At 69.8% G+C, this 20,514-nt stretch carries 20 protein-coding genes; 6 read left to right on the top strand and 14 right to left on the bottom strand.

The features are described 5' to 3' along the window. Positions 1 to 102 precede the first annotated feature (102 nt). The 5 genes from ACLQ2O_RS13880 to ACLQ2O_RS13860 all read right to left on the bottom strand — a co-directional run bounded on the left by ACLQ2O_RS13880 (position 103) and on the right by ACLQ2O_RS13860 (position 5,612). Complete coding sequence (locus tag ACLQ2O_RS13880) at positions 103 to 663, bottom strand: DNA-3-methyladenine glycosylase I (protein ID WP_425831109.1); 561 nt, start codon at positions 661 to 663, stop codon at positions 103 to 105. Next, positions 660 to 2,753 carry a DivIVA domain-containing protein gene (locus ACLQ2O_RS13875; RefSeq protein ID WP_425832606.1) on the bottom strand — a complete coding sequence of 698 codons (2,094 nt, stop codon included), beginning with the start codon at positions 2,751 to 2,753 and terminating at the stop codon, positions 660 to 662. Before ACLQ2O_RS13875 ends, ACLQ2O_RS13880 begins: the two co-directional genes overlap by 4 nt. A 188-nt stretch (positions 2,754 to 2,941) precedes the next feature. Continuing rightward, entirely contained in the window at positions 2,942 to 3,799 is an 858-nt protein-coding gene (locus ACLQ2O_RS13870; RefSeq protein ID WP_425831107.1) for a TIGR00730 family Rossman fold protein, read from the bottom strand. Between the two features lie 53 nt (positions 3,800 to 3,852). Then, positions 3,853 to 4,914 carry a succinyl-diaminopimelate desuccinylase gene (dapE, locus tag ACLQ2O_RS13865; protein WP_425831105.1) on the bottom strand — a complete coding sequence of 354 codons (1,062 nt, stop codon included), beginning with the start codon at positions 4,912 to 4,914 and terminating at the stop codon, positions 3,853 to 3,855. After that, positions 4,914 to 5,612 carry a VOC family protein gene (locus ACLQ2O_RS13860; RefSeq protein ID WP_425831103.1) on the bottom strand — a complete coding sequence of 233 codons (699 nt, stop codon included), beginning with the start codon at positions 5,610 to 5,612 and terminating at the stop codon, positions 4,914 to 4,916. The genes dapE and ACLQ2O_RS13860 overlap by 1 nt, the downstream gene beginning before the upstream one ends. 197 nt (positions 5,613 to 5,809) lie before the next feature. On the opposite strand from ACLQ2O_RS13860, the gene ACLQ2O_RS13855 reads away from it, so the two are divergent. Continuing rightward, on the top strand, positions 5,810 to 6,469 hold the full coding sequence (locus ACLQ2O_RS13855) for a maleylpyruvate isomerase family mycothiol-dependent enzyme (RefSeq protein ID WP_425831101.1): 660 nt from the start codon (positions 5,810 to 5,812) through the stop codon (positions 6,467 to 6,469). Here ACLQ2O_RS13855 and ACLQ2O_RS13850 read toward each other — a convergent pair. From ACLQ2O_RS13850 to ACLQ2O_RS13830, 5 genes are all read right to left on the bottom strand, one after another. After that, entirely contained in the window at positions 6,466 to 7,794 is a 1,329-nt protein-coding gene (locus ACLQ2O_RS13850) for a hypothetical protein (protein ID WP_425831099.1), read from the bottom strand. The two genes, ACLQ2O_RS13855 and ACLQ2O_RS13850, sit on opposite strands and share 4 nt — an antisense overlap. Continuing rightward, positions 7,758 to 8,537, bottom strand: coding sequence for a DUF4185 domain-containing protein (locus ACLQ2O_RS13845; RefSeq protein WP_425831097.1), 780 nt, complete (start codon positions 8,535 to 8,537; stop codon positions 7,758 to 7,760). Before ACLQ2O_RS13845 ends, ACLQ2O_RS13850 begins: the two co-directional genes overlap by 37 nt. Positions 8,538 to 8,546: 9 nt before the next feature. Further along, complete coding sequence (locus tag ACLQ2O_RS13840) at positions 8,547 to 9,347, bottom strand: carbohydrate ABC transporter permease (protein ID WP_425831095.1); 801 nt, start codon at positions 9,345 to 9,347, stop codon at positions 8,547 to 8,549. Continuing rightward, positions 9,337 to 10,224 (bottom strand): carbohydrate ABC transporter permease, encoded by an 888-nt coding sequence (locus tag ACLQ2O_RS13835; protein WP_425831093.1) that lies wholly within the window; start codon positions 10,222 to 10,224, stop codon positions 9,337 to 9,339. The genes ACLQ2O_RS13840 and ACLQ2O_RS13835 overlap by 11 nt, the downstream gene beginning before the upstream one ends. 98 nt (positions 10,225 to 10,322) lie before the next feature. After that, a complete protein-coding gene (locus ACLQ2O_RS13830) occupies positions 10,323 to 11,687 on the bottom strand; it encodes an ABC transporter substrate-binding protein (protein WP_425831091.1) in 1,365 nt (454 codons plus the stop codon). A 225-nt stretch (positions 11,688 to 11,912) separates the two neighbouring features. On the opposite strand from ACLQ2O_RS13830, the gene ACLQ2O_RS13825 reads away from it, so the two are divergent. From ACLQ2O_RS13825 to ACLQ2O_RS13815, 3 genes are read left to right on the top strand one after another with little or no spacing between them, the layout of a single operon-like run. After that, positions 11,913 to 12,563, top strand: a complete 651-nt coding sequence (locus ACLQ2O_RS13825; protein WP_425831089.1) for a KpsF/GutQ family sugar-phosphate isomerase — start codon at positions 11,913 to 11,915, stop codon at positions 12,561 to 12,563. Continuing rightward, entirely contained in the window at positions 12,560 to 13,534 is a 975-nt protein-coding gene (locus ACLQ2O_RS13820) for a ribokinase (protein ID WP_425831087.1), read from the top strand. Before ACLQ2O_RS13825 ends, ACLQ2O_RS13820 begins: the two co-directional genes overlap by 4 nt. Before the next feature lie 8 nt (positions 13,535 to 13,542). Then, a complete protein-coding gene (locus ACLQ2O_RS13815; protein ID WP_425831085.1) occupies positions 13,543 to 14,598 on the top strand; it encodes a LacI family DNA-binding transcriptional regulator in 1,056 nt (351 codons plus the stop codon). 286 nt (positions 14,599 to 14,884) lie between these two features. Here ACLQ2O_RS13815 and ACLQ2O_RS13810 read toward each other — a convergent pair whose 3' ends face one another. Genes ACLQ2O_RS13810 through ACLQ2O_RS13800 form a run of 3 tightly spaced genes read right to left on the bottom strand, consistent with a single transcriptional unit; the run spans position 14,885 to position 17,919 of the window. Then, entirely contained in the window at positions 14,885 to 16,084 is a 1,200-nt protein-coding gene (locus ACLQ2O_RS13810) for an MFS transporter (protein ID WP_425831083.1), read from the bottom strand. Between the two features lie 48 nt (positions 16,085 to 16,132). Further along, a complete protein-coding gene (locus ACLQ2O_RS13805; RefSeq protein ID WP_425831081.1) occupies positions 16,133 to 17,026 on the bottom strand; it encodes an NAD-dependent dehydratase in 894 nt (297 codons plus the stop codon). After that, entirely contained in the window at positions 17,023 to 17,919 is an 897-nt protein-coding gene (locus ACLQ2O_RS13800; protein ID WP_425831079.1) for a phosphotransferase family protein, read from the bottom strand. Before ACLQ2O_RS13800 ends, ACLQ2O_RS13805 begins: the two co-directional genes overlap by 4 nt. 99 nt (positions 17,920 to 18,018) lie before the next feature. On the opposite strand from ACLQ2O_RS13800, the gene dapD reads away from it, so the two are divergent. Further along, complete coding sequence (gene dapD, locus ACLQ2O_RS13795; RefSeq protein ID WP_425831077.1) at positions 18,019 to 18,957, top strand: 2,3,4,5-tetrahydropyridine-2,6-dicarboxylate N-succinyltransferase; 939 nt, start codon at positions 18,019 to 18,021, stop codon at positions 18,955 to 18,957. Positions 18,958 to 19,084: 127 nt separating this feature from the next. Further along, positions 19,085 to 20,062, top strand: coding sequence for a hypothetical protein (locus ACLQ2O_RS13790; RefSeq protein WP_425831075.1), 978 nt, complete (start codon positions 19,085 to 19,087; stop codon positions 20,060 to 20,062). Positions 20,063 to 20,122: 60 nt separating this feature from the next. Here the strand turns inward: ACLQ2O_RS13790 and fdxA are convergent, their stop codons facing one another. Next, complete coding sequence (gene fdxA, locus ACLQ2O_RS13785) at positions 20,123 to 20,449, bottom strand: ferredoxin (protein WP_020385626.1); 327 nt, start codon at positions 20,447 to 20,449, stop codon at positions 20,123 to 20,125. Positions 20,450 to 20,514 lie beyond the last annotated feature (65 nt).

Raw genomic sequence — 20,514 nt, 5'->3', positions numbered from 1 at the left:
GCCGGGCAGCTCCGGCTCCTACCTCAACAACTCTTTCCGGCCGCAGCGACCTCAACTCCGCGCCGACCGGGTCGGCCGCATGACCGCGAGCTGAAGGGCAGGTCAGCGAGCGATGCAGTCCGCGAGGTGGTCGTTGACGATGCCAGTGGCCTGCATCAGCGCGTAGGCGGTGGTCGGCCCGACGAAGACGAAGCCCTTCTTCTTCAGCGCCTTGGCCATCGCGATCGACTCGGGAGTGGTCGCCGGTACGTCGGACAGCGTCTTCGGCGCCGGCCGGCGCTCGGGCTGGAAGGACCAGACGAACTCGGCGAACTCCCCCGGCTCCAGCTCCAGCAGCGCCCGCGCGTTCACGATCGCGGCGTTGACCTTCAGCCGGTTGCGCACGATCCCGGCGTCGTCCATCAGCCGAGCCCGGTCGTCCTCGCCGTACGCCGCGACGACCTCCGGGTCGAACCCGGCGAACGCGCGCCGGAAGTTCTCCCGCTTCCGCAGGATCGTGATCCACGACAGCCCGGACTGGAACCCCTCGAGCGTCATCCGCTCGTACAGCCCCCGGTCGTCGCGGATCTCCTGCCCCCACTCGTCGTCGTGGTAGGCCACGTACTCCGGCGCCGACACCGCCCAGTCACACCGAGGCCGCCCGTCGGCCCCCAGCACACTCACCGCCCCGGACGCCGAACCACATCAGGCGCCGCACTGTGCCGCCCGCGAGGTGCGTCCCCGGAGCCGTCACCCGCCTCGCCGTTGTCAGTCTGCTCGCCGGTAGACCCACTGCTCGTCGAGCCGACCGTCCCAGTCCCAGTCCCAGCCGACCAAACACCTGTCGGCCCAGCCGTGCCCTGCTCACCACTCGCAGGACCGGCGGTTCCCTGTTCAGCGCTCGTAGGACGAGTGGTCCGCTGCCCAGCGCTCGTAGGACCGACGGTCGCCCGCTCATCAGTCGCAGGATCGGAGAGGCCCGGTCCGCTGCCCGCAGGTCCAGCGGTCCCGACCTCGGCCGCAGCGTCCTCGGCGGCGCCGGTGCCAGTGCCGGTTCCGGCGGAGGGGCGCCAGACCCCCTCGGCCCCAGGGGAGTCAGCCGCAGCCAACCGGTCGGCGTCAGCCGGGTGGTCGGCGTCAGCCGGGTGGTGATCGGCCGCGGTCGGGTGGTGATCGGCCGCGCTCGGTTGGTCGGCGTCAGCCGGGTGGTCGGTGCCAGCCGGGTGGCCGGTGCCAGCCGGGTGGTCGGTGCCAGCCGGGTGGTCGGTGCCAGCCTGGTGGTCCAGCGGCAGCTGCTCGGCCTGCGGTGCGGGCGGTGGCACGTGCTGGAACCACGCCTCGGGCTCAGCCTGCGGTGCAGCGACGGGCTCCTGCGCACCGAGCTGGTCCAGCGTCGGCGAGTACTCATCCACCTGCCGGACCGGGTACGCCTCCGCACTCCCGTTCCAGCCCGGCGCAGCACCCGACTCCCCCGAAGCCGCGTACGGGTCAGCCTGCCCGCCCAACGGAGCCGCATAGGGATCCGCTTGTACGGCGCCAGGGGCAGCCTCGTACTGGTCCGTCTGTGCGCCAGCCGACGTCTCGTACGGGTCCACCTGTACGCCGGCCGGCGCATCAGCCGACGCCTCGTACGGGTCCACCTGTACGCCGGTCGGCGCATCAGCCGACGCCTCGTACGGGTCCGGCTGCACGGCGGCGGGCGCATCAGCCGAGGCCTCATACGGGTCCGGCTGTACGGCAGCCGGAACGTCGGCTGAGTCGGCGTAGGGGACTGCCTGTGCCGGAGCCTTCGCCGAGCCCGCGTACGGGTCGGCTTGCTGGGTGGCCGGGGCTGTGTACGGGTCTGCTTGTGCCTCGGTCGGAGCGGCGTACGGGTTGGTCTGGGACAGGGCGGGGTCCGGCGGGAGGACGGGCTCAGGCTGCGGCGGCAGCTCCGGCTCAGGCGGGGGTGCCGACTCCGGCTCACGCGGAAGGACCGGGTCCGGCGGCAGCCCCGGCTCGGGCTGCGGCGGCAGAGCGTCTGTTGGGTATCCCAGGCCGGCTTGAGGCGGCAGGGCGTCCGTCGGTGTCGGCTCGGCCGCAGACTCCTGGGGCTCAGCGGCAGACTTCCGTGCCTCGAGGGCGGCCAACCGTGCGTCAAGAATGGTCTGGTGCCCTGTGGCAGCCAGCGGCTGCTGTGCGGCGGCGGCCTGCTGCTCGACGGCGAACGCCCGCTCTGCATCAGACTGCGGCGCAGCGACGGCCTGCGACTCAACGGCAGTTTGAGGGTCGGCGGCGGCCTGCGGCTCAGCGGCACTCTGAGAGGCGGCGGCCTCCGGGCCAGCAGCAGCCTTCTGCTCGGCGGCGGGGTGCTGCTCGGCGGCGGCTGCCGCGGGAGCGCCCTGCGGGAAGTCCCCGCCGACGAGGATCGGCTTCTGGTAGCCGGTGTCGTCGAAGTCCGTCGGGTCGTAGTCGGCTCGGGAGGCGAAGCCGGCGCCTTCCGGGCCGTGCAGGATGGGGGTGACGGCGCGTTCGAGGTCGGCGATGCGGCGGTCGCGTTCGGCGAGCTCGCGGGCGAGGCGTTCGAGCAGGCCGTCGACCTCGTCCATCCGGTAGCCGCGCAGCGTCACCGCGAACCGCGTGGTGGCGATGTCGTCGGACGACAGCACCTGGCGGGCGGGTACGGACACGTCCGGCCGGTCGTCGTAGGCGGGGCTCATCCCGCCCCAGCGCCCGGAGGCGACAACGGCGACAGCCCCGATCAGTACGACGACAACGAGCCCGAAGAACCACATCACGGGACCGATCGTGCCACGCCGGGGTGCACCGGCGCACAATCCCCGCGGGTTTCCGCCACCGAGACGCCGGTCACCAGTCCCGGAGTTGCACACTCGTCAACTTTCGCGCGGGCGCACCACAGCGCGCCTGCCGACTTGTGGTGTCAGGCCTGCCTCGGTCCGCGCAGGCCGAACGCCTCATGGCGTCAGCTGCCGTCCGAGCCCAACCTGTGCTGCTCCCGCCGCTCGCGGGCCTCCGGGTTGTCCTCCACGTCGGCAGCGGCGGCCGCAGCGGCTTCCTCCGCCGCGGCGTCCGCCATCTCGCCGGCCTTGACGATGTAGCTGATCGCCTCGTCGACGTCGTCGGTGATCGTGAACATGTCCAGGTCCGCCGCGGAGATCTTGCCGTCGGCAAGCATGGTCTCGCGCAGCCAGTCGGCCAGACCACCCCAGTACGACGTACCGAACAGCACCACCGGGAACGACGTCACCTTGCGCGTCTGCGCGAGCGTCAGCGCCTCGAACAGCTCGTCCAGGGTCCCGAACCCTCCGGGCATCACCACGAAACCCTGCGCGTACTTCACGAACATCGTCTTGCGGGTGAAGAAGTACCGGAAGTTCATCCCTATGTCGACCCACTCGTTCAGGCCGTTCTCGAAGGGCAGCTCGATGCCGAGCCCGACCGACACACCGCCGGCCTCGGAGGCGCCCTTGTTCGCGGCCTCCATCACGCCCGGCCCGCCACCGGTGATCACGGCATAACCCGCGTCGACGAGCTTCCGCCCGAACGACTCCGCCGCGGCGTACATCGGATCGTCCGGCTTCGTCCGCGCCGACCCGAACACACTGATCGCCGCCCCGAGCTCGGCGAGCATGCCGAAGCCCTCGATGAACTCCGACTGGATCCGCAACACCCGCCACGGGTCGGTGTGCACCCAGTCCGAGGGGCCGCGGCTGTCGAGCAGCCGTTGCTCGGAGGTCCCCTGCTGCACCTGGTTGCGCCGCATGACCACCGGCCCCCGCTGCTGGGACTGGGGGCGGTCGGGGTGAATGGAATCTGCCATTCCCCCAGATTAGTGCGGGCCGCCGACGGGCAGCGGGGACTCGCGCGGGCGAATCAGGCTGTCAACCAGCTCCTCAGCCGCTGTTCACACTGCTCGATCTCCGCCTCGGGCACGTACTCCTCCTGCTTGTGCGCGAGCAGCGGGTCGCCCGGCCCGTAGTTCACCGCCGGTACGCCGAGCAGCGTGAACCGGGCGACGTCGGTCCACCCGAACTTCGGCTGCGGTTCCCCGCCCACGACCTCGAGGAACGCGGCCGCCGCGGGCCGCTGCAGCCCCGGCAGCCCACCCGGCGCGGTGTCGGTCACCACCACGTCGTACCCGTCGAAGACCTCGCGCAGATGCGCTTCCGCCTCGGCCTCGGTCCGGCTCGGCGCGAACCGGTAGTTGACGGTCACCGTGCACAGATCCGGTACGACGTTGCCGGCGACGCCGCCGCTGATCCCGACCGCGTTCAGCCCCTCGCGGTACTCGAGTCCGTCGATCGGCACCCGCCGCGGCTCGTACGCCGCCAGCCGCGCGAGCACGTCACCGGCGGCGTGGATCGCGTTGACGCCCATCCACGAGCGCGCCGAGTGCGCCCGCTCGCCGCGGGTGGTGATCTCGATCCGCATCGTGCCCTGGCAGCCGGCCTCGACGACCGCGTTCGACGGCTCCATCACCACCGCGAAGACGCCGTCGAGCAGTTCCGGGTTGGACTGCGAAAGCTTGAAGAGCCCGTTGCGCTCGGACTCGACCTCTTCGCAGTCGTAGAACACGTAGGTGACGTCGCGGTTCGGCTCGGCGAGCGTCGCGGCCAGCCGGAGCCCGACGGCGACGCCGCCCTTCATGTCGCAGGCGCCGAGCCCGTGGATCAGCCCGCCCTCACGCCGCGACGGCAGGTTGTCGTTCAGCGGGACGGTGTCAAGGTGTCCCGCGATGACGATCCGCTCGTCGCGCCCCAGGTCGGTCCGGGCGACGACGGTGTTCCCGTGCCGGAACACCTTCAGATGCCCGTACGCCGACAACGCGGCCTCGACCACGTCCGCGATCTCCTCCTCGGTCCCGCTCACCGACGAGATGTCGACGAGCGCGGCCGTCAGGTCGGGTCCGGATTGGGTCAGGTCCAGCTTCGCCATCAAACGTCCTCGGGTCGGGGCAGGAACACGCAGAACTCGTTGCCCTCGGGATCGGCGCAGATCGACCAGCCGATCTCGTCGTCCTGGGGCCGCAGCAGTGTCGCACCCGCGGCCAGCACCGCGTCGAGGGTGTCGGCGTCGACGTCCCAGTGGATCCGGTTCTTCACCGTCTTCGGCTCCGGCACCTCGATGAACACGAAGTAGTCGAACGGCAGTCCCGGCACGTTCTCGAGCCAGCTGTACGGCTTCCCCTCGCCGGCGTTGAAGTCGCCGCCGAGCAGACCGTGCCACCAGCGCGCCTGCGCCTCCGGGTCGGCCGAGTCGACCACGACCTCCATCAACCGGTACGCCGGAACGCTGTCGCGTGGGAACCCGCAGAACTCCCCGCCCTCCGGGTCCTCCATCACCGCCCAGCTCTGCGCGTCGCTGATCGGCGACTGCTCGATCGCGCCGAGCGTCTCCAGGTCGGCGATCGCCGAAGTGTGCACGTCGAGATGCACCCGCTGCTTGACGGTCCGCGGCTCCGGCACCTTGTTGATCCAGACCGTCTGCGCGGGCGAGTCACCGCGCAGCGGCACCGGCCCGTCCGCCGCGGCGTCCGCCGGGGGTGTCAACCCCAGCACCGTCCCCCAGAACTCGGTCATCGGGCCGACCGCGCTCACGTCGACACAAAGGTCCTTGAACCGCGCAACACTCATTGCCCCAGGCTAGAGGGATCCTCCGACTGTGTCCGGTAGTACCGGTTGACGCGCTCGCGGTTCCCACAGGACGGCGAGCAAACAAGTTCCGTACGACGCCCCGCAGCTCGACCAGCGCAGACCCGGGCGCCAGCTGCCATGTGAAGTCCTCGTCTAGGGTCCTGACGTCAAGTCTGGTGACTGCCGTTAGGAGCGTCATGCTGAAACCCGAGGTCCCGGCCGCCGTGCAGCGGTTGAACGTGCTGCTCACCGAGGTCGACGAGGACAACGCTCGCGAACCGTCGGCGCTGCCGGGCTGGTCGCGCGCGCACCTGCTCGCCCACATCGGGAACTTCGGCGACGCGATGACGCGGCAGGTGACCGAGGCCCTGGAGGGCCGCCAGGTCGACATGTACGACGGCGGCCCGCCGGCCCGGAACGCGGCGATCGAGAGCGATGCGGCGAAGCCCGTCGACGAGCTGACCGGGCACATCACCGAAGCGCTGGGGAACCTGGTCGCAGCCTGGGAGCGCGTCGACGACTGGTCGCGCCCGATCCGCCACCGCAACGGCAAGCTCGCCGACACGGTCCTCAACGCCTGGCGCGAGGTCGACATCCACGCCGCGGACCTCGATCTGAGCTACACCACCGACGACTGGTCGCAGGATTTCTGCATGCACCTGCTCGCCTTCCTCCGCCCGCGCGTCCCCGAGGGCAACCGCCTGGTCCTGCAGGCCCCGGGTGTCCGCTGGGCCCACGGCGACGGCGACAAGCTGACGATCGAAGGCAAGCTCACCGACCTCACCGCGTGGATGGCAGGCCGGCAGCCCCGAGGTCCCCTCACCGGAGACCTCCCGGAGCTGCAGCCCTGGCCCTAACCGACGGTGAAGTCGTCCACCTGGATGAAGGTGTCGGTCCCGGGCGCGTCGAACCCGGCGTACAGGGTGACCTCGTGCACCCCGGCCGGCACCTTCACCGTCACCTCGTGATGCACATACCCGGTGGACGCCCCGAACGTCTTCTCGCCGAGCACCTTGGACCCGTCGGTCCCGAGCCGAACGCCGAAGCGGCCTTGCCCGGCCGGCAGCGCCTCCGACGCGTTGATCCACGACCCGAACGTGTAGGTCGCGCCCGGCTGCACCGGCACCTTCTGCGTCAGCGCGCTGAACCCCGTCCCCGACGTCCGGATCCACCCGTTGTTCGCCCCGGAGTGCGCAAACCCAAGTCCCCGATCCACCCCGTTCGCGGCAGTGCCTTCGAACAACCAAGCAGGCTTCCCACCGCCGATCCCCTCAAAGCCACCATCAGCCACCTGTACGGCGTACCGCACGGCGACCTCGGCGACCGACGTGTAGCTCCGCGTCCCACCTGGCAACCCGATCACCCGCACCCCGTCGGTCTCCACCGCCGGGAACGTCAGCGTGTACGTCTTCTGAGCACCCGCAGAAACATCACCCGGGTACGCCGGGCTCACGGTCTGCGCGCCGACCTCGACCCATGAACCGTCGCGCTTCACCTGCACCCGAGGCCGCCCGGTGAAGAACCCACCCTCGGCCGACACCGCGCCCGACGTGAACTCGACCCGATTCACCTTGTGCTGCGAGGGCCACGTGTAGCCCCACCACGAAGCCCCCTTCACCTCGTCGTCGAAGTCGGTATCACTGCCGGTCAGCAGGCCGTCGTTGAGCAGGGCAAGCTTCCCGGATCGCACAGACTTGGAAACAGCTACAGCCCCAGAACCAGGCGTCGCCAGGTTCGCGGACCCCGGCAGATCCGGAGAAGACCCACCAACCGCAGGCGTCAGCACCAGCTTGCGCAGGTTGAAGTTGTAGACCGACGTCCCGATCCCACCACCGCCGCACGGGCAGACGTTCGCCTGCAGGTACATCGTCTTGCCGTCCGGCTGGAGGAACTTCGACGGGATCGTCACGCCGTACCCGCCGTACTTGGACGTCGACCACGGGTACCCGCCGAAGTCCTTCGACAGGAAGTGCTTCCACGGCCCCCACGGCGTCGGCGACTCGTAGAACTCGAAGGTGTACTCGGTCCACGAGGTGTAGACGTAGCGCTTCTGCTGCGGCAGGTACGTCGTACCGCCCTGACTGATCACCGACAGGTTGCTCGCGTTGGTCCCGTACGTCTGCTGGTAGAGCCGCCGCTGATCGGTCAGCACCGGCCGCCGGTCGGCGCCTTTCGCGACCACTCCGGCTTCCCACGGTCGTTGCTACCAGCAAAGAACTCCCAGGCCTTTCGGTCCTGCACCTTCTTCTTGGGTACGCGGGCCAGGAACACGCTCTGCGGATCAGCGACCGTGTCGTCGAAGGAGTCCCGCCAGTTCCCGTCCAGCCCGTACGCGTACACGTACCCGTCCGGCGCCGCGGCCCCGCCCTGGCCGAAGTCCGCGAACCAGATCGTCGTGAACACGTGGTCGCCGAACATCGGCTTGCGCTTGTCCCACGTCCAGGTCCGGCCACGGTCCACCGACTTCAGAATCGTCGCCGCCGGTACGTCGTTGAAGTCGAGCGCGAGGTCCTGCGCGGCCAGGTACATCGTGTCGCCGACGCAGACCATCCCGGTCGGCTTCCGGTTGTACCCCGCACCGCTCCAGATCTGCCCGACCTGGTCGCCGCGGGCAACAGTCGCACCCGTCAACGAGCCCGGCTGCCCCTTGATCTCGCTGACCGCGATGTCGGAGAACTCCGCGTCCAGGCTGAACCCCTTGCCGTCACCGTTCGCGGAGTACAGCTCGCCGTTCCCGGCCCAGCACGACGGCCACAGGTCACCGTCACTCGGACTGGCCTGCCCGGTCGTCTCGACCGTCGCCGTACCGACGTGGGTGCTCTCAGAACCACTGGCAGGAGACCCGACGTCCCCCGAGGAAGCCGTCAGTACGGCGACCGACCCGAAGGCCAACGGCAGGACGGCAAGCAACATGGCGCGCTTCACGACAGGCTCCTACTTGAGACCAGACGTCTTCATCGCGTCGACCAGGCGCTTCTGGCCGAGGACGAAGACGACGACGGTGGGAATCGCCGCGATCACCGCGGCGGCCAGGACGAGGTTCCAGGCGGCGGCGTACTGGCCCTGCAGGCCGGACATGCCGAGCTGGATCACCCGGAGATCGGGGTTGCGGGTGATGGTCAGTGGCCACAGGAACGCGTTCCAGTTGGCCAGGAAGAACAGCACCGACAACGAGGCCAGGATCGGTCGGCTGAGCGGGAGGATGACACTCCAGTACCGCCGCCAGTACCCGCAGCCGTCCAGATCGGCGGCTTCCTCGAGCTCCTTGGGAATGTTCAGGTAGTACTGGCGCAGCAGGAAGATGCCGAAGGCGTGGAAGATGCTCGGCACGATCAGCCCGGCGTAGCTGTCCAGCAGGTTCAGCTGCTTGGCCACCAGGAACAGCGGGACCAGGATCACCGGCAGTGACACCAGCAGCGTCGACATGATGCCGGAGAACAGGAAGGCCCGGCCCGGGAAACGCAGCCGGGCCAGCGCGTAGGCGGCCATCGAGTGGAAGAACAGCGCCACCACCGTCACGACGATCGACACGATCGCGCTGTTCATCAGGAACAGCGGCATCGGGATCTCGAACAGCACGTAGCGCAGGTTCTCCAGCGTCCAGTTCTTCGGCCAGCCGAAGGTGAAGACGTCGGAGGCAGGTCGCAGGGCACTGATCACGACCCACAGCAGCGGCGCCATCACGATCAGCGCGAGCACGTGGGCCAGGACGGGGACGGCGAACCTAGTCTTCATCGAAACGGCCTCCTCGGGTGACGCCGAACATCAGGCCGGTGCAGACCACCAGCAGCGCGACGACCACGGTGGTCAGCGCGGCGGCGTACCCGATGTTGTTGAAGGTGAAGGCCTGCTCGTAGATGTAGAGCACGACCGTGCTGGTGGAGCGGGCCGGACCGCCCTTGGTCAGGACGAAGACCAGGTCGAAGGCCTGCAGCCCGGTGACCGCGCCGATCGTCGAGTTGACCACGACGAAGAAGCTGGTGGGCCTGAGCAACGGCCAGATCACGTACCGGAACCGTTGCCAGGCGCCGGCGCCGTCGATCTCCGCGGCCTCCTCCAGCTCCTTCGGCACGTCCTTGAGGCCGGCCAGGAACACCAGCATCTGGTAGCCCATCACGAACCACACGCTGATCACCACATAGGTGCCGAGGGCAAGTGAGGGCGTGCCGAGGAAGGACACGTCCCCCAGACCGAGCGGCCCGAGCAGGGTCGAGACGGCACCACGCTTGTCGACCAGCAGGAACTGCCAGATCAGTGCCACCACGACCAGACTGACCACGTGCGGCAGGAAGAACGCCGACCGCACCCAGCCGATGCCGCGGAACGTGTTGCGGACCAGCATCGCCAGGCCGAAGCTGACCACGAAGGCGATCGGGACGAACGCCAGGACGTAGATCGCGGTGATGCGCAGGGACTTCAGCAGTTGCTCGTCGCCGGCCATCAGCCGGTAGTTGCCGAGGCCGTTGAACTGGTAGTTGCCGAAGCCGTCGACCTTGAAGAACGCCACTCCGAAGGCCAGCAGCATCGGCACCGCGACGAACACGAGCAGGCCGAGCACGTCCGGGGTCAGGAAGGCGTACGCGGCCAGCGCTTCGCGGCGGCGCTTGGTCATCGCGGGACGGTCGCGCCGTCCTCCGGACCGTCGCCCCGAGGAGGGCCGGGCCGGCGGCCCGGACGAGGCGGACGTGGGAGTTCTGGTGGTGGAAGTCATCAGATGATGGGGGCGCCCTGGTAGGTCTGCAGGAAGGTGTCGATCTTCTGGGCGGCGTCGGCGGCCGCCTTGGCCGGGTCGGCGTTGTTCAGCTGACAGGCCTGGATCGCGTCCGCGATCGGCTGGTAGACCTCCGGTGGGAATCGGGGCTCCGGCTTGCCGGTCGGCGCGACCTGCTCGGCGAACGTCTTCAGGACGCCGGACTCGAACGAGCCCTTGGCGTCCGCGGCCTGCTGCACCGACTTGCGCGGCGGCACGTTGGTCTTGACCACGGTGTTCCACTGCCGCTGACGCTCGACGCCCTCGGCATCGGTCGAAGCGAGCGCCCAGGTGATGAACTTGGCCGCGGCCTCGGGGTTCTTGCCCTTGGAGTTGGCCACGAACGCCCAGCCGCCGAGGTCGGTGGCCGGCTTGCCACCGTCCGGCGTCGGCAGCGGGATAATGCCGTACTTGAAGTTCTTGGCCTGGGCGGTCATGTCCGCGACCGCCCAGATCCCGCTCTGCTGCAGCGCGACGGCCCCGGAACCGAGGTTGGCCACGACATCGCCGCCGCCGGTGCCGAGCACCTTGCGCGGGGCCACCTTGTTGTTGATCGTGTCCTGCCAGAACTTGAGCGCGTTGGCAGCCGCCGGAGAGTCGAACGTGACCTTGCCGTCGGTGATCACCGAGCCGTCGCCCTGCCAGAGGAACGGGTACCAGGTGAAGTTCTGGTAGTAGCCGGGCAGCGTCTCGAACATCACGCCGTTCTGGCTCTTGCCGGTCAGCTTCTGGGCGACGTCGAGGGTCTGCTCCCAGGTCTTGGGCAGATCGGCCTCGGACAGGCCGGCTTTGGTGAAGGCGGCCTCGCTGTAGTACATCGCCAGCGGCTCGACCTCCATCGGCAGTCCGTAGACCTTGCCGTCGACCGACCGGGCGTCCAGCAGCCCCGGCAGGTAGTCGTTCTTGGCCTCGCCGGTCAGCGAACCGGACAGGTCCTGCAGCACGCCGCCGTTCGCGTACCGGAGGAAGTCACCGGGGCTGATCAGGAAGATGTCCGGGCCCTCGCCGGACTGGAACGCCGTCTGCAGCGTGGTGCCGTTCTGGTAGTCGCGGCCGGGGAAGTACCGGAGCTTGACCTTGACGTCGTTGTTGGCGTTCCACTGCTCCGCGACGTCCACGAACCACTTCGACTGCGCTCCACCGTCGTCGGAGGGGCCGTAGAAGTTCCAGAACGACATCTCCTTGCCGTCGCCACCGCTGCCGCCGTCACCTCCGCACGCGGTCAGCAGGGGGCCGCCGAAACCGGCTGCGGCCAGGGCGCCGAGACCACCGCGCAGGACGGAACGCCGGCTGATCGGCCTGTGCGGGGAGGGATGTGCGGGCATCTGAAGCTCCAGGGGGTAGCGCTCCGGGAACGGGCAATCGATTTCTCGCAATCTACGAGCGGTCACCGGAACGGTCAAGAGGGTGACGGCCACAACTTTGACCGGACATGGTGGTTGGCCTTGTTTTGCACAGGATGTAGACGTTGACACCGTCGCGACCCGCTGCCTACGCTTCGGAAATCGATTTCTGACATGAGACCGGAAAGCGGGTCGAGGATGCCAGTAGTGCCGAACCGTGCGGACCGCCCCACCGCCGAGCTTCCTCGTGACCTGGTCACGCGAGGGCTGGCGGCGGCGCGGACGGCGATCGAGACCGAGGCCGCGGCCGTCTCCGCCCTGGCGGACCGGTTGGACGGGGTCTTTCTCGACGTACTGACCGCCGTGGCCGCGTGCGAAGGGCACCTGGTCGTCACCGGGCTCGGCAAGTCCGGGCTGGTCGGTCGCAAGATCGCCGCGACGCTGGCCTCGACGGGAACTCCCGCGACCTTCATCCACTCCGGCGACGCGCTGCACGGCGACTCGGGCGCGGTCACCTCACGCGATCTCGTGCTCGCCTTGTCGGCGTCGGGCGAGACGGCCGAGGTGTGCGCGTTCGCGCGGATGCTGGCCGAGCGGCAGATCCCGGTGATCGCGATGACCGGCGCCGAGGAGTCCACGCTCGCCCAGCTGGCGACGTACACGCTGGACACGATGGTCCTGCGTGAGGCCGACCCGTTGAACCTCGCACCGACCGCGTCGACCACCGCCGCGCTGGTGATGGGTGACGCGCTCGCGTGCGCGCTCGTCGTACTGCGGGAGTTCACGCACCACGACTTCGCGCGCTTCCACCCGTCGGGTGCGCTCGGCCGGCGACTGCTCGACGGGGAGCAGGCATGAGCGGGTACGACGTGTGCGTGCTCGGGTCGTTCATGAAGGACCTGGTCGCGAGCGCCGAACGGCGGCCGCTGCCCGGGGAGACCTTGCACGGCACGGGGTTCGCGGAGTTCCTCGGCGGCAAGGGCGTGAACCAGGCGATCGCCGCGGCCCGGATGGGCGCGCGGACGGCGATCGTCGGCACGATCGGCGACGACCGGTACGGCGAGGAGTTCCTGGAGCTGCTGAAGACCGACGGCGTCGACACCGATTGGGTGATCCGGCACCCGTCACTCGGCACGGGCGTCGGGCTTCCTCTGGTGCTGCCCGACGGGAGCAACTCGATCATCATCGTGTCCCGCGCGAACGCGGCGATCACCCCGGACGACATCGAGGCCGCCGGCGAGCTGCTGACCGGCAGCCGGGTGCTGAGCGTCCAGCTCGAGCTCCCGGTCGAGGCGAGCCGCGCTGCCCTCCGGCTCGCCTCGGCCGCGGGCGTCACCACGATCCTGACGCCGGCACCGGTCGGGCCGGTCGATCCGTCGCTGGCGGCGTACGTCGACATCCTGGTCCCGAACGAGGTCGAGGCCGCGGCGCTGACCGGGCTCGACTGCGACGACGAGTCGCAGGTGCCGGTGATCGCGCGTCGGCTGGTCGACGAGTGGGATCTGCGCGGGTGCGTGGTGACGTTGGGATCGCGCGGGGCCTACGTGCTGGATCGGTCCGCGGGGGTCGAGCTGCGGGTGGCGCCGCACCGGGTCGACACGGTGGACACGGTCGGGGCCGGGGACGCGTTCTGCGGATCGCTCGCGGCGTCGCTGGCCGAGGGGGCTTCACTGGCGGACGCCGTACGGCTTGCGAATGCTGCCGGGGCGCTGTCGACGACTGTGAACGGAGCTGCTGCTTCGGCTCCTTCGCGGGCGTCCGCCGCTGCTTTGCTCGACGGCTCGGACATCGATTCGCCGTCGTTCGCCGCCGCTCCACCCAACCCGTGAGACTCTAGATGCCGTCCAGACGGCAGCTTCGGGTTGAACGGGGAGTGAGCATGACGACGATCTACGACGTCGCGCGTAGATCAGGCGTGTCCCCGGCCACCGTCTCGCGGGTGCTGAGCGGGCGGCGCAACGTGGACCCGGAGCTGTCGGAGAAGGTCCGCGCCGCCGTCGCCGAGCTCGGCTACCGGCCGAACGGCGTCGCGCGGAACCTGCGCCGGGCCAGCACGAACCTGTGGGCCGTGGTGATCTCCGACATCGAGAACCCGTTCTTCACCTCGCTGGTGCGCGGGCTCGAGGACGTCGCGCAGACCGAGGGCTACCACGTCGTCCTGTGCAACTCCGACGAGGACCCGGCCAAGGAAGCCGCGTACGCCGGTGCGGTGCTGACCGAGCAGATGGCCGGCGTGGTGATCTCGCCGACGTCGACCGCCGAGGGCGTGCAGCAGCTGGCCGACGCGAAGACCCCGATGGTGCTGATCGACCGCCGCGTCGAGGGCGTCGAGGCCGACACCGTCCTGGTCGACAACGAGCACGGCGCCGCCGAGGGCGTGAAGCACCTGATCGACGGCGGCTATTCGAGGATCGCTTGCATCACCGGCCCCCGCCGCGTCAGTACGGCGATGGACCGCCTCGCCGGCTACCGCGCCGCCCTGCGCGCCGGCGGCATCCGCTACGACAAGGACCTGGTCCGCCACGCCGACTTCCGCGAGGCCGGCGGCTACGCCGCGATGGAAAGCCTGCTCGAACTCCCAGAACCACCCGAGGCCCTCTTCGTCACCAACAACCTGATGACCGTCGGCGCCCTCGAATGCCTGGCCAAGAAGGGCGTCCGCGCCCCCGACGACATCGCCGTCGTAGGCTTCGACGACATCCCCTGGGCCGACCTCGTCGTCCCGAGCCTCACCACCGTCGCCCAACCGACGTACGAACTCGGCCGCACCGCGGGCCTCCTCCTCAAGGACCGAATCGCCGCCCCCGGCCGCCCCCCGTCAACGGTCACCCTCCGCACCGAGCTCCACATCCGCGCGACATCGGCTCCTAAGAACCCGCAAAAGAAGAACTGAGCAGCTCTCCGCCACTGACGCACTTTGTGCGCGGGCCAGTTATCACGACAGCCCATACACGGCTGAGCCGTGCACAAGGTGGGAATCAGGTCACCGCTCGGCCGCGGCTCAAGTCAGTTCGGCGGGTTGGTGGTACCGACCGACAGGAGGTCTACGGCCTGCCGGCGTTCTCGGCCTCGCCTTCGCGCCTGGATCGGACCTGCGCGGCGTAACTGGCGGGGTGACCTCCTGTCGGTCGGTACCAGTTCGCACTTGACCGACCGTTGCCTGGCCACGTGGAGTGCTTTCAGCTGGCCTGGGACAGGGACTTCTTCTGGTGACGGGGGTCGAAGGTTGGGACCCACTTGGCGAGCCAGGTGCTGCCGGTGAGGGTTAGGGCTCCTAGGGCTACGGAGGCGGCGGCCAGGGGGAACGCCAGGGTGATGGCGCCGATGAGGACCGGGCCGATGCCTGAGCCGAACTCGGCGCAGAAGGTCCAGCCGGCCAGGAACTGGGCGCGGTGGCCGGCGGGGGCGGCGTCGGCTCCTAGGGTCTTGACGATGCCGGAGCCCAGGCCGTTGCCTACGGCCATCAACGTGCCTACGGCGAGGATGCCGGTGAAGGCGGTGGAGAGGGGCAGGGTGAGCATGCCGATGCCCAGGAGGACTGTGGCGGGGACGGCGATCCAGACCCTGCCGAGGCGGTCCATGATGACGCCGGCCGGGTAGAAGAGCAGCATCTCGATGCCGTTGGTGATGCCGAAGACGATCGAGGTGTCGGTCGCGGACAGGCCCAGGTGCTCGCCCCACAAGGGAATCAGGCTGGTGCGGGCGGCTCGGGCGACGGCGATGACGAAGACGCCGGTGCCCAGGGTGAGGAACGTGCGGCGGTGATCCCAGAGGACCTGTTTGAGGGGTAGGCGTTCGACCTGGAGGGGTTCGTGGGCGCCTTGGGGTTCGCCCGCGGTGAGCAGGACGACGATCGCGCCGACCGAGCCGGCCACGCCCACGCCGTACGCGCCGGTCATGCCCCAGTGGTGACCGGCGAAGGCGCCGAGGAACGGGCCGATGAAGAGGCCGATCCGGCTGACGCCGCCGAGGGTGGACAGCGCGCGGGCGCGGAGCTCGACGGGGACGACTTCGGTGACGTACGACTGGCGGGCCAGGCTGAACACGGCGCCGGCCAGGCCCGCGACCAGGAGGCTGAGGCCGAGCAGCCACGGCGTACGGACGATCATCGCGGTGCACCACGCGACCGCGCTGACGACGGCCGCGACGAGGAGTGCGCGGCGTTCACCGATCCGCACGACGAGCGCGCCGGCCGGCAGCGAACCGGCGAACTGGCCGATGCCGAGCACGCCGACGAGGAAGGCCGCGAAGCCGACGGAGGCGCCCAGTTGGAGCGCCGACAGCGCCACCACCGGCAGAACAGCACCTTGCCCCACAGCGTTCAGCACCGTCGGACCGAACGCAGGCACAGCAATGCGCCAGAGGCTGAAGCCGCTCATCTTTTCCTCCATATCTCTCGACATCAAGATACATGAGGTGAAGAGAAGTTAGTGCGGCGGTGGCGGCGGGATGTTGCCGGCGCGGATCCAGCGGACGCAGTCCAGCGCGCTCGCCGACGGCGGCCGCACGCGCAGCCCAGCAGCGACAGCGCGCGAGTTGTCGAGCTGGAAGGTGCCGTCGTTCGAGCCGTCGCGCGGCAGGTGGAAGCGGTCGACCTCCGGCTCCCAGTCCACCCCCAGCTCAGCCGGTACGACGGACCGCCACGCCTCGGCCAGGTCCCGCATCGTCCACGTCTCGCTCACGGCGGTGAACGGCCCGGCCAGCCGCCGCGACGTGACCAGCAGCAGGAAGTCGGCCAGGTCCCGCGCATCCAGCCACTGGATCGGCTGCTCGGGCCGCGCCGCGCACTCGAGCGTGCCCATCGACGCGATCGCCTGTCCCCAGTTGCCGAAGTCGGGGGTGTACGGGCCGACCACGAAACCGGAGCGGATCGCGGCCGTGCGTTCGCCGTACAGGTCGGTCAGGAGCCGCTCGGCGCGGACCTTGGACGGGCCGTAGAGGTCCATCGAGAAGACGGCCTCCGGCGCATCGGTTGGCCAGGGCAACAACTCCGCGTCCTCGGTCTGGCCCGGCGTCCGCTGGTCGGCGTACACGCCGATCGTGGACATGAACGTGTAGTGCCCGACCCGGTCGCGCAGCACGTCAGCGCTGAGCCGCATGTCCCGGACGAGGAAGCCGGACATGTCGATCACGCCGTCCCACTCACCCTCAGCCAGTACGCCGGGCGCCGCGCGCTCCCCCGCGATCCACTCGGCCTCCGGGAAGAGACCGGGATTGGTCAGTCCGCGGTTGAAGAGGGTGACCTCGTGGCCGTCGCGCAGGGCGGCTTCGACGACGTGGCGGCCGAGGTTCTTGGTGCCGCCGAGTACGAGCAGTCTCACAGTTGCTCCAGCAGACCATCGAGTTCTTCGAGCAGCGGGTCGATCCAGGTCTTCGACGACGGCACGGTGTGCACGCCTTCCTCGATCACCCAGGCCAGCGCGCGCAGCGTGAAGCCGCAGCCGCCGATCAGCACCTGGCGCTCGACCAGGTCACGGTCCGCCTCGGCGGCCTCGCAGTACCGGGCGACGAGCCCGTCGCGATCGTGGCCGAGGGCAACGGCTTCGCGGGTGAGCGTGTAGAGGTCGGGCAGCTGCGGCGCCAGGTAGGTCAGCGGCCAGTCGACCGGCGTCCAGCGCTTGCCGTCGGTGACGAGGTTCTTGCCGACGTAGTCGCCGTGCACCACCGCCGGCCGCACCAGTCGGTGCAGCTCGTCCACCGCGGGCCGCAGCCGGGTCTCGACCCGCTCAACCAGGTCGGCGGAGGACCCGAGCGCCGAGTCCTCGACCCAACCTTGGCGACCGGATGAAACCTCAGCCGCGAGCTCCGCCAATCGGCCGGCGCCGAACTCGCTCGGACCGTCGACCTCCACCGACCGGATCTCCGCCAGCAGCGCGATCGCCGCCAGGAACCCGTCCAGGCTCGGCTCCTGCTCCAGCGTCACCCAGCCGACATCCTCCATCACCAGCAGCACCGCCCCGTCCAGCCGCACCAGCTCGATCAGCTCCGGAGCCGGCAGCCGCAACGGCCGCACGTACTGCTCGTACGCCATACCTTCGGTGCTCTGCGCGTCACTCCCCCGCTTGACGATCACGCTGCGCAGCCCGTACGACAGCCGCCAGACCTCCGACGACCCCCAGTACCGCAACCGGTCGCCGCTCACCTCATCCAGCGCCGGTGCCCCGGTCGCCTTCAGCACGGCCGGTTCGACGGCCTCGATCCACACCGGCTGCACGCCCGTAAACCCCCTTCTCAGACCAGTCAGTGAAGCACGCCCTGTCCGCACTGTGCGTACCAATTAGAACGCGCCCGCGCCGTCTGGCAGGCTTGCCGCATGACTGAGACTGCCGCGCACGCCTGGGGCTACGGCCTCGCCACCGTCACCGAGTCGGGCTCGGTGCTCGACGTCTGGTACCCGGCGCCCGCACTGGGCACCGCGCCGGCGGACGCGAAGGCGCCGGCCGAGCTGATCGCTGCCGAGGGCAACGACGACCTGCGCAAGGTCCGTCGTGAGGTGGTCAAGGCCGAGATCGCGCTGGACGCCGCCCCAGACGGTACGGCGGACGCCTACCTGCGGCTGCACCTGCTGTCGCACCGTCTGGTCCGCCCGCACGGCGTCAACCTGGACGGCATCTTCGGCGCCCTGCCGAACAACGCCTGGACGTCGCACGGCCCGGTCCCGGTCGACCAGGTCGAGCAGGTCCGGCTGCGCGCGCGGGCCGCGGGCCTGCACCTGTCGGTCACCAGTGTCGACAAGTTCCCCCGGATGACCGACTACGTCGTGCCGTCCGGGGTCCGGATCGGCGATGCGGACCGGGTCCGCCTGGGCGCGCACCTGGCCGAGGGCACCACCGTGATGCACGAGGGTTTCGTGAACTTCAACGCCGGCACCCTGGGCACCTCGATGGTCGAGGGCCGGATCGTGGCCGGTGTGGTGGTCGACGACGGCAGCGACATCGGCGCCGGCGCGTCGATCATGGGCACGCTGTCCGGCGGTGGCACGCAGGTCGTCTCGATCGGCAAGCGCTGCCTGCTCGGCGCGAACGGCGGGATCGGCATCTCGCTCGGCGACGACTGCGTGGTCGAGGCGGGGCTGTACGTGACGGCCGGCACCAAGGTGACGCTGCCGGACGGCGCCGTGGTCAAGGCGCGTGAGCTGTCCGGCCGGCCGGGTCTGCTCTACCTGCGCAACTCGGTCACCGGTGCCGTCGAGGCGCGGCCGCGGCAGGGTGAGGGCATCACGCTCAACGAAGCCCTGCACGCGAACGCGTGATCATACTTTCTGACGATTTTGCCCCGGTAGCCGCCGCGGCCGCGAACCGGCAGGGGCCGCCGCACGTCAACCAGTTCGTGACCAACCACCCGGAACCCGCGCCCGTCCCCCGCACGTTGGGACCCGTATGGCGGTGAATCGTGGAGTGATCGTCGCGGTCGGGGCGATCGGCGCGCTCGCGCTGGCCGTCGGCGGGGCGATCGCCTGGGTCGGCGGCCAGGGCATCGGGCCGCTGATCCCGCCCCGGGAGCAGTGCGAGGCGACCGTCAACGGCACCACCGTGACGGTCGACCTGGAGCAGGCGCAGTGGGCCGCGGTGATCAGCGGCGTCGCCGTACGGCGTGGGCTGCCGCCGCGCGCGGCGACGATCGCGCTCGCGACGGCGTACCAGGAGTCCGGCCTGCGGAACCTGGCGCACGGTGACCGGGACTCGCTCGGGCTGTTCCAGCAGCGCCCGTCGATGGGCTGGGGCACGGCCACGCAGGTCCGGGACCCGCACTACGCGGCCGGGAAGTTCTACGACGCGCTGGTGAAGATCAAGGGCTACGAGAAGCTCGCGGTGACGGTCGCGGCCGACCGGGTCCAGCGCAGCGCCTTCCCCAACGCGTACGCCGACCACGAGGGTGACGCGCGGATCCTGGCCTCGGCGCTGACCGGGCAGACCAAGAGCGCGTTCAGCTGCACGCTGGACAACCCGTCCGGCGCCGTCGAGACGATCGGCGCGAACGGCCTGACCCCGCGCGCCGAGGCGGTCCGGCGGGACCTGATCAAGACGTTCGGCAAGCTCCCCACGGGCGGCTTCGCGGCCGGCGGGGTCCGGACGGGCCACATGGAGGGCTCGGCGCACTACGACGGCCGGGCGGTCGACGTCTTCGTCAAGCCGATCTCGGCGGCGAACACGACCCGCGGCTGGGCGCTCGCGCAGTACCTGGTCGCCCAGGCGGACCGGCTGCAGATCAAGACCGTCATCTTCAGCGACAAGATCTGGACCGCGGGCGGCCGCTCGGACAGCGGCTGGCGCGACTACCAGGCGCCGGACCGGGCCGGGAACCGCGACACGTTGCGGCACCTGGACCACGTGCACGTCGACGTCGTCGACGAGTGAGCACAGCAAAACTGCGGCGCACCGGTCCGGTGCACCGCAGTTCCGAAGGTCCGGTCTAGCTCACTCGTCGTGCTCCTGCGGGGGCAGGGCCGCGATGAACGCGTGGTCCTTGTCGATCTTGCCCATCTTCGACGCGCCACCGGGCGAACCCAGGTCGTTGAAGAAGTCGACGTTCGCCGTGTAGTAGTCCTTCCACTGCTCCGGCGTGTCGTCCTCGTAGTAGATCGCCTCGACCGGGCAGACCGGCTCGCACGCTCCGCAGTCGACGCACTCGTCGGGGTGGATGTAGAGCATCCGGTTGCCCTCGTAGATGCAGTCGACCGGGCACTCCTCGACGCACGCGAGGTCCTTGAGGTCAACACACGGCTGCGCGATGACGTAAGTCACTGGTACTCCTCCTATGGCCAGCAGGCGCAGCGGTCGGGAAATGCTGCGGTGCGGTAGTGCTCGGT

Source organism: Kribbella sp. DT2 (assembly GCF_049844575.1).
GTDB lineage: Bacteria > Actinomycetota > Actinomycetes > Propionibacteriales > Kribbellaceae > Kribbella.
This window is presented reverse-complemented; position numbering and strand designations above follow the sequence as displayed.

Coding starts and splice junctions, on each gene's coding strand:
- dapE (WP_425831105.1), bottom strand. CDS start 4,914: ATGGCGAAGCTGGACCTGACCCAATCCGGACCCGACCTGACGGCCGCG.
- dapD (WP_425831077.1), top strand. CDS start 18,019: ATGACTGAGACTGCCGCGCACGCCTGGGGCTACGGCCTCGCCACCGTC.
- ACLQ2O_RS13815 (WP_425831085.1), top strand. CDS start 13,543: ATGCCGTCCAGACGGCAGCTTCGGGTTGAACGGGGAGTGAGCATGACG.
- ACLQ2O_RS13820 (WP_425831087.1), top strand. CDS start 12,560: ATGAGCGGGTACGACGTGTGCGTGCTCGGGTCGTTCATGAAGGACCTG.
- ACLQ2O_RS13855 (WP_425831101.1), top strand. CDS start 5,810: ATGCTGAAACCCGAGGTCCCGGCCGCCGTGCAGCGGTTGAACGTGCTG.
- ACLQ2O_RS13860 (WP_425831103.1), bottom strand. CDS start 5,612: ATGAGTGTTGCGCGGTTCAAGGACCTTTGTGTCGACGTGAGCGCGGTC.
- ACLQ2O_RS13835 (WP_425831093.1), bottom strand. CDS start 10,224: ATGACCAAGCGCCGCCGCGAAGCGCTGGCCGCGTACGCCTTCCTGACC.
- ACLQ2O_RS13870 (WP_425831107.1), bottom strand. CDS start 3,799: ATGGCAGATTCCATTCACCCCGACCGCCCCCAGTCCCAGCAGCGGGGG.
- ACLQ2O_RS13840 (WP_425831095.1), bottom strand. CDS start 9,347: ATGAAGACTAGGTTCGCCGTCCCCGTCCTGGCCCACGTGCTCGCGCTG.
- ACLQ2O_RS13810 (WP_425831083.1), bottom strand. CDS start 16,084: ATGAGCGGCTTCAGCCTCTGGCGCATTGCTGTGCCTGCGTTCGGTCCG.
- ACLQ2O_RS13790 (WP_425831075.1), top strand. CDS start 19,085: ATGGCGGTGAATCGTGGAGTGATCGTCGCGGTCGGGGCGATCGGCGCG.
- ACLQ2O_RS13875 (WP_425832606.1), bottom strand. CDS start 2,753: ATGTGGTTCTTCGGGCTCGTTGTCGTCGTACTGATCGGGGCTGTCGCC.
- ACLQ2O_RS13830 (WP_425831091.1), bottom strand. CDS start 11,687: ATGCCCGCACATCCCTCCCCGCACAGGCCGATCAGCCGGCGTTCCGTC.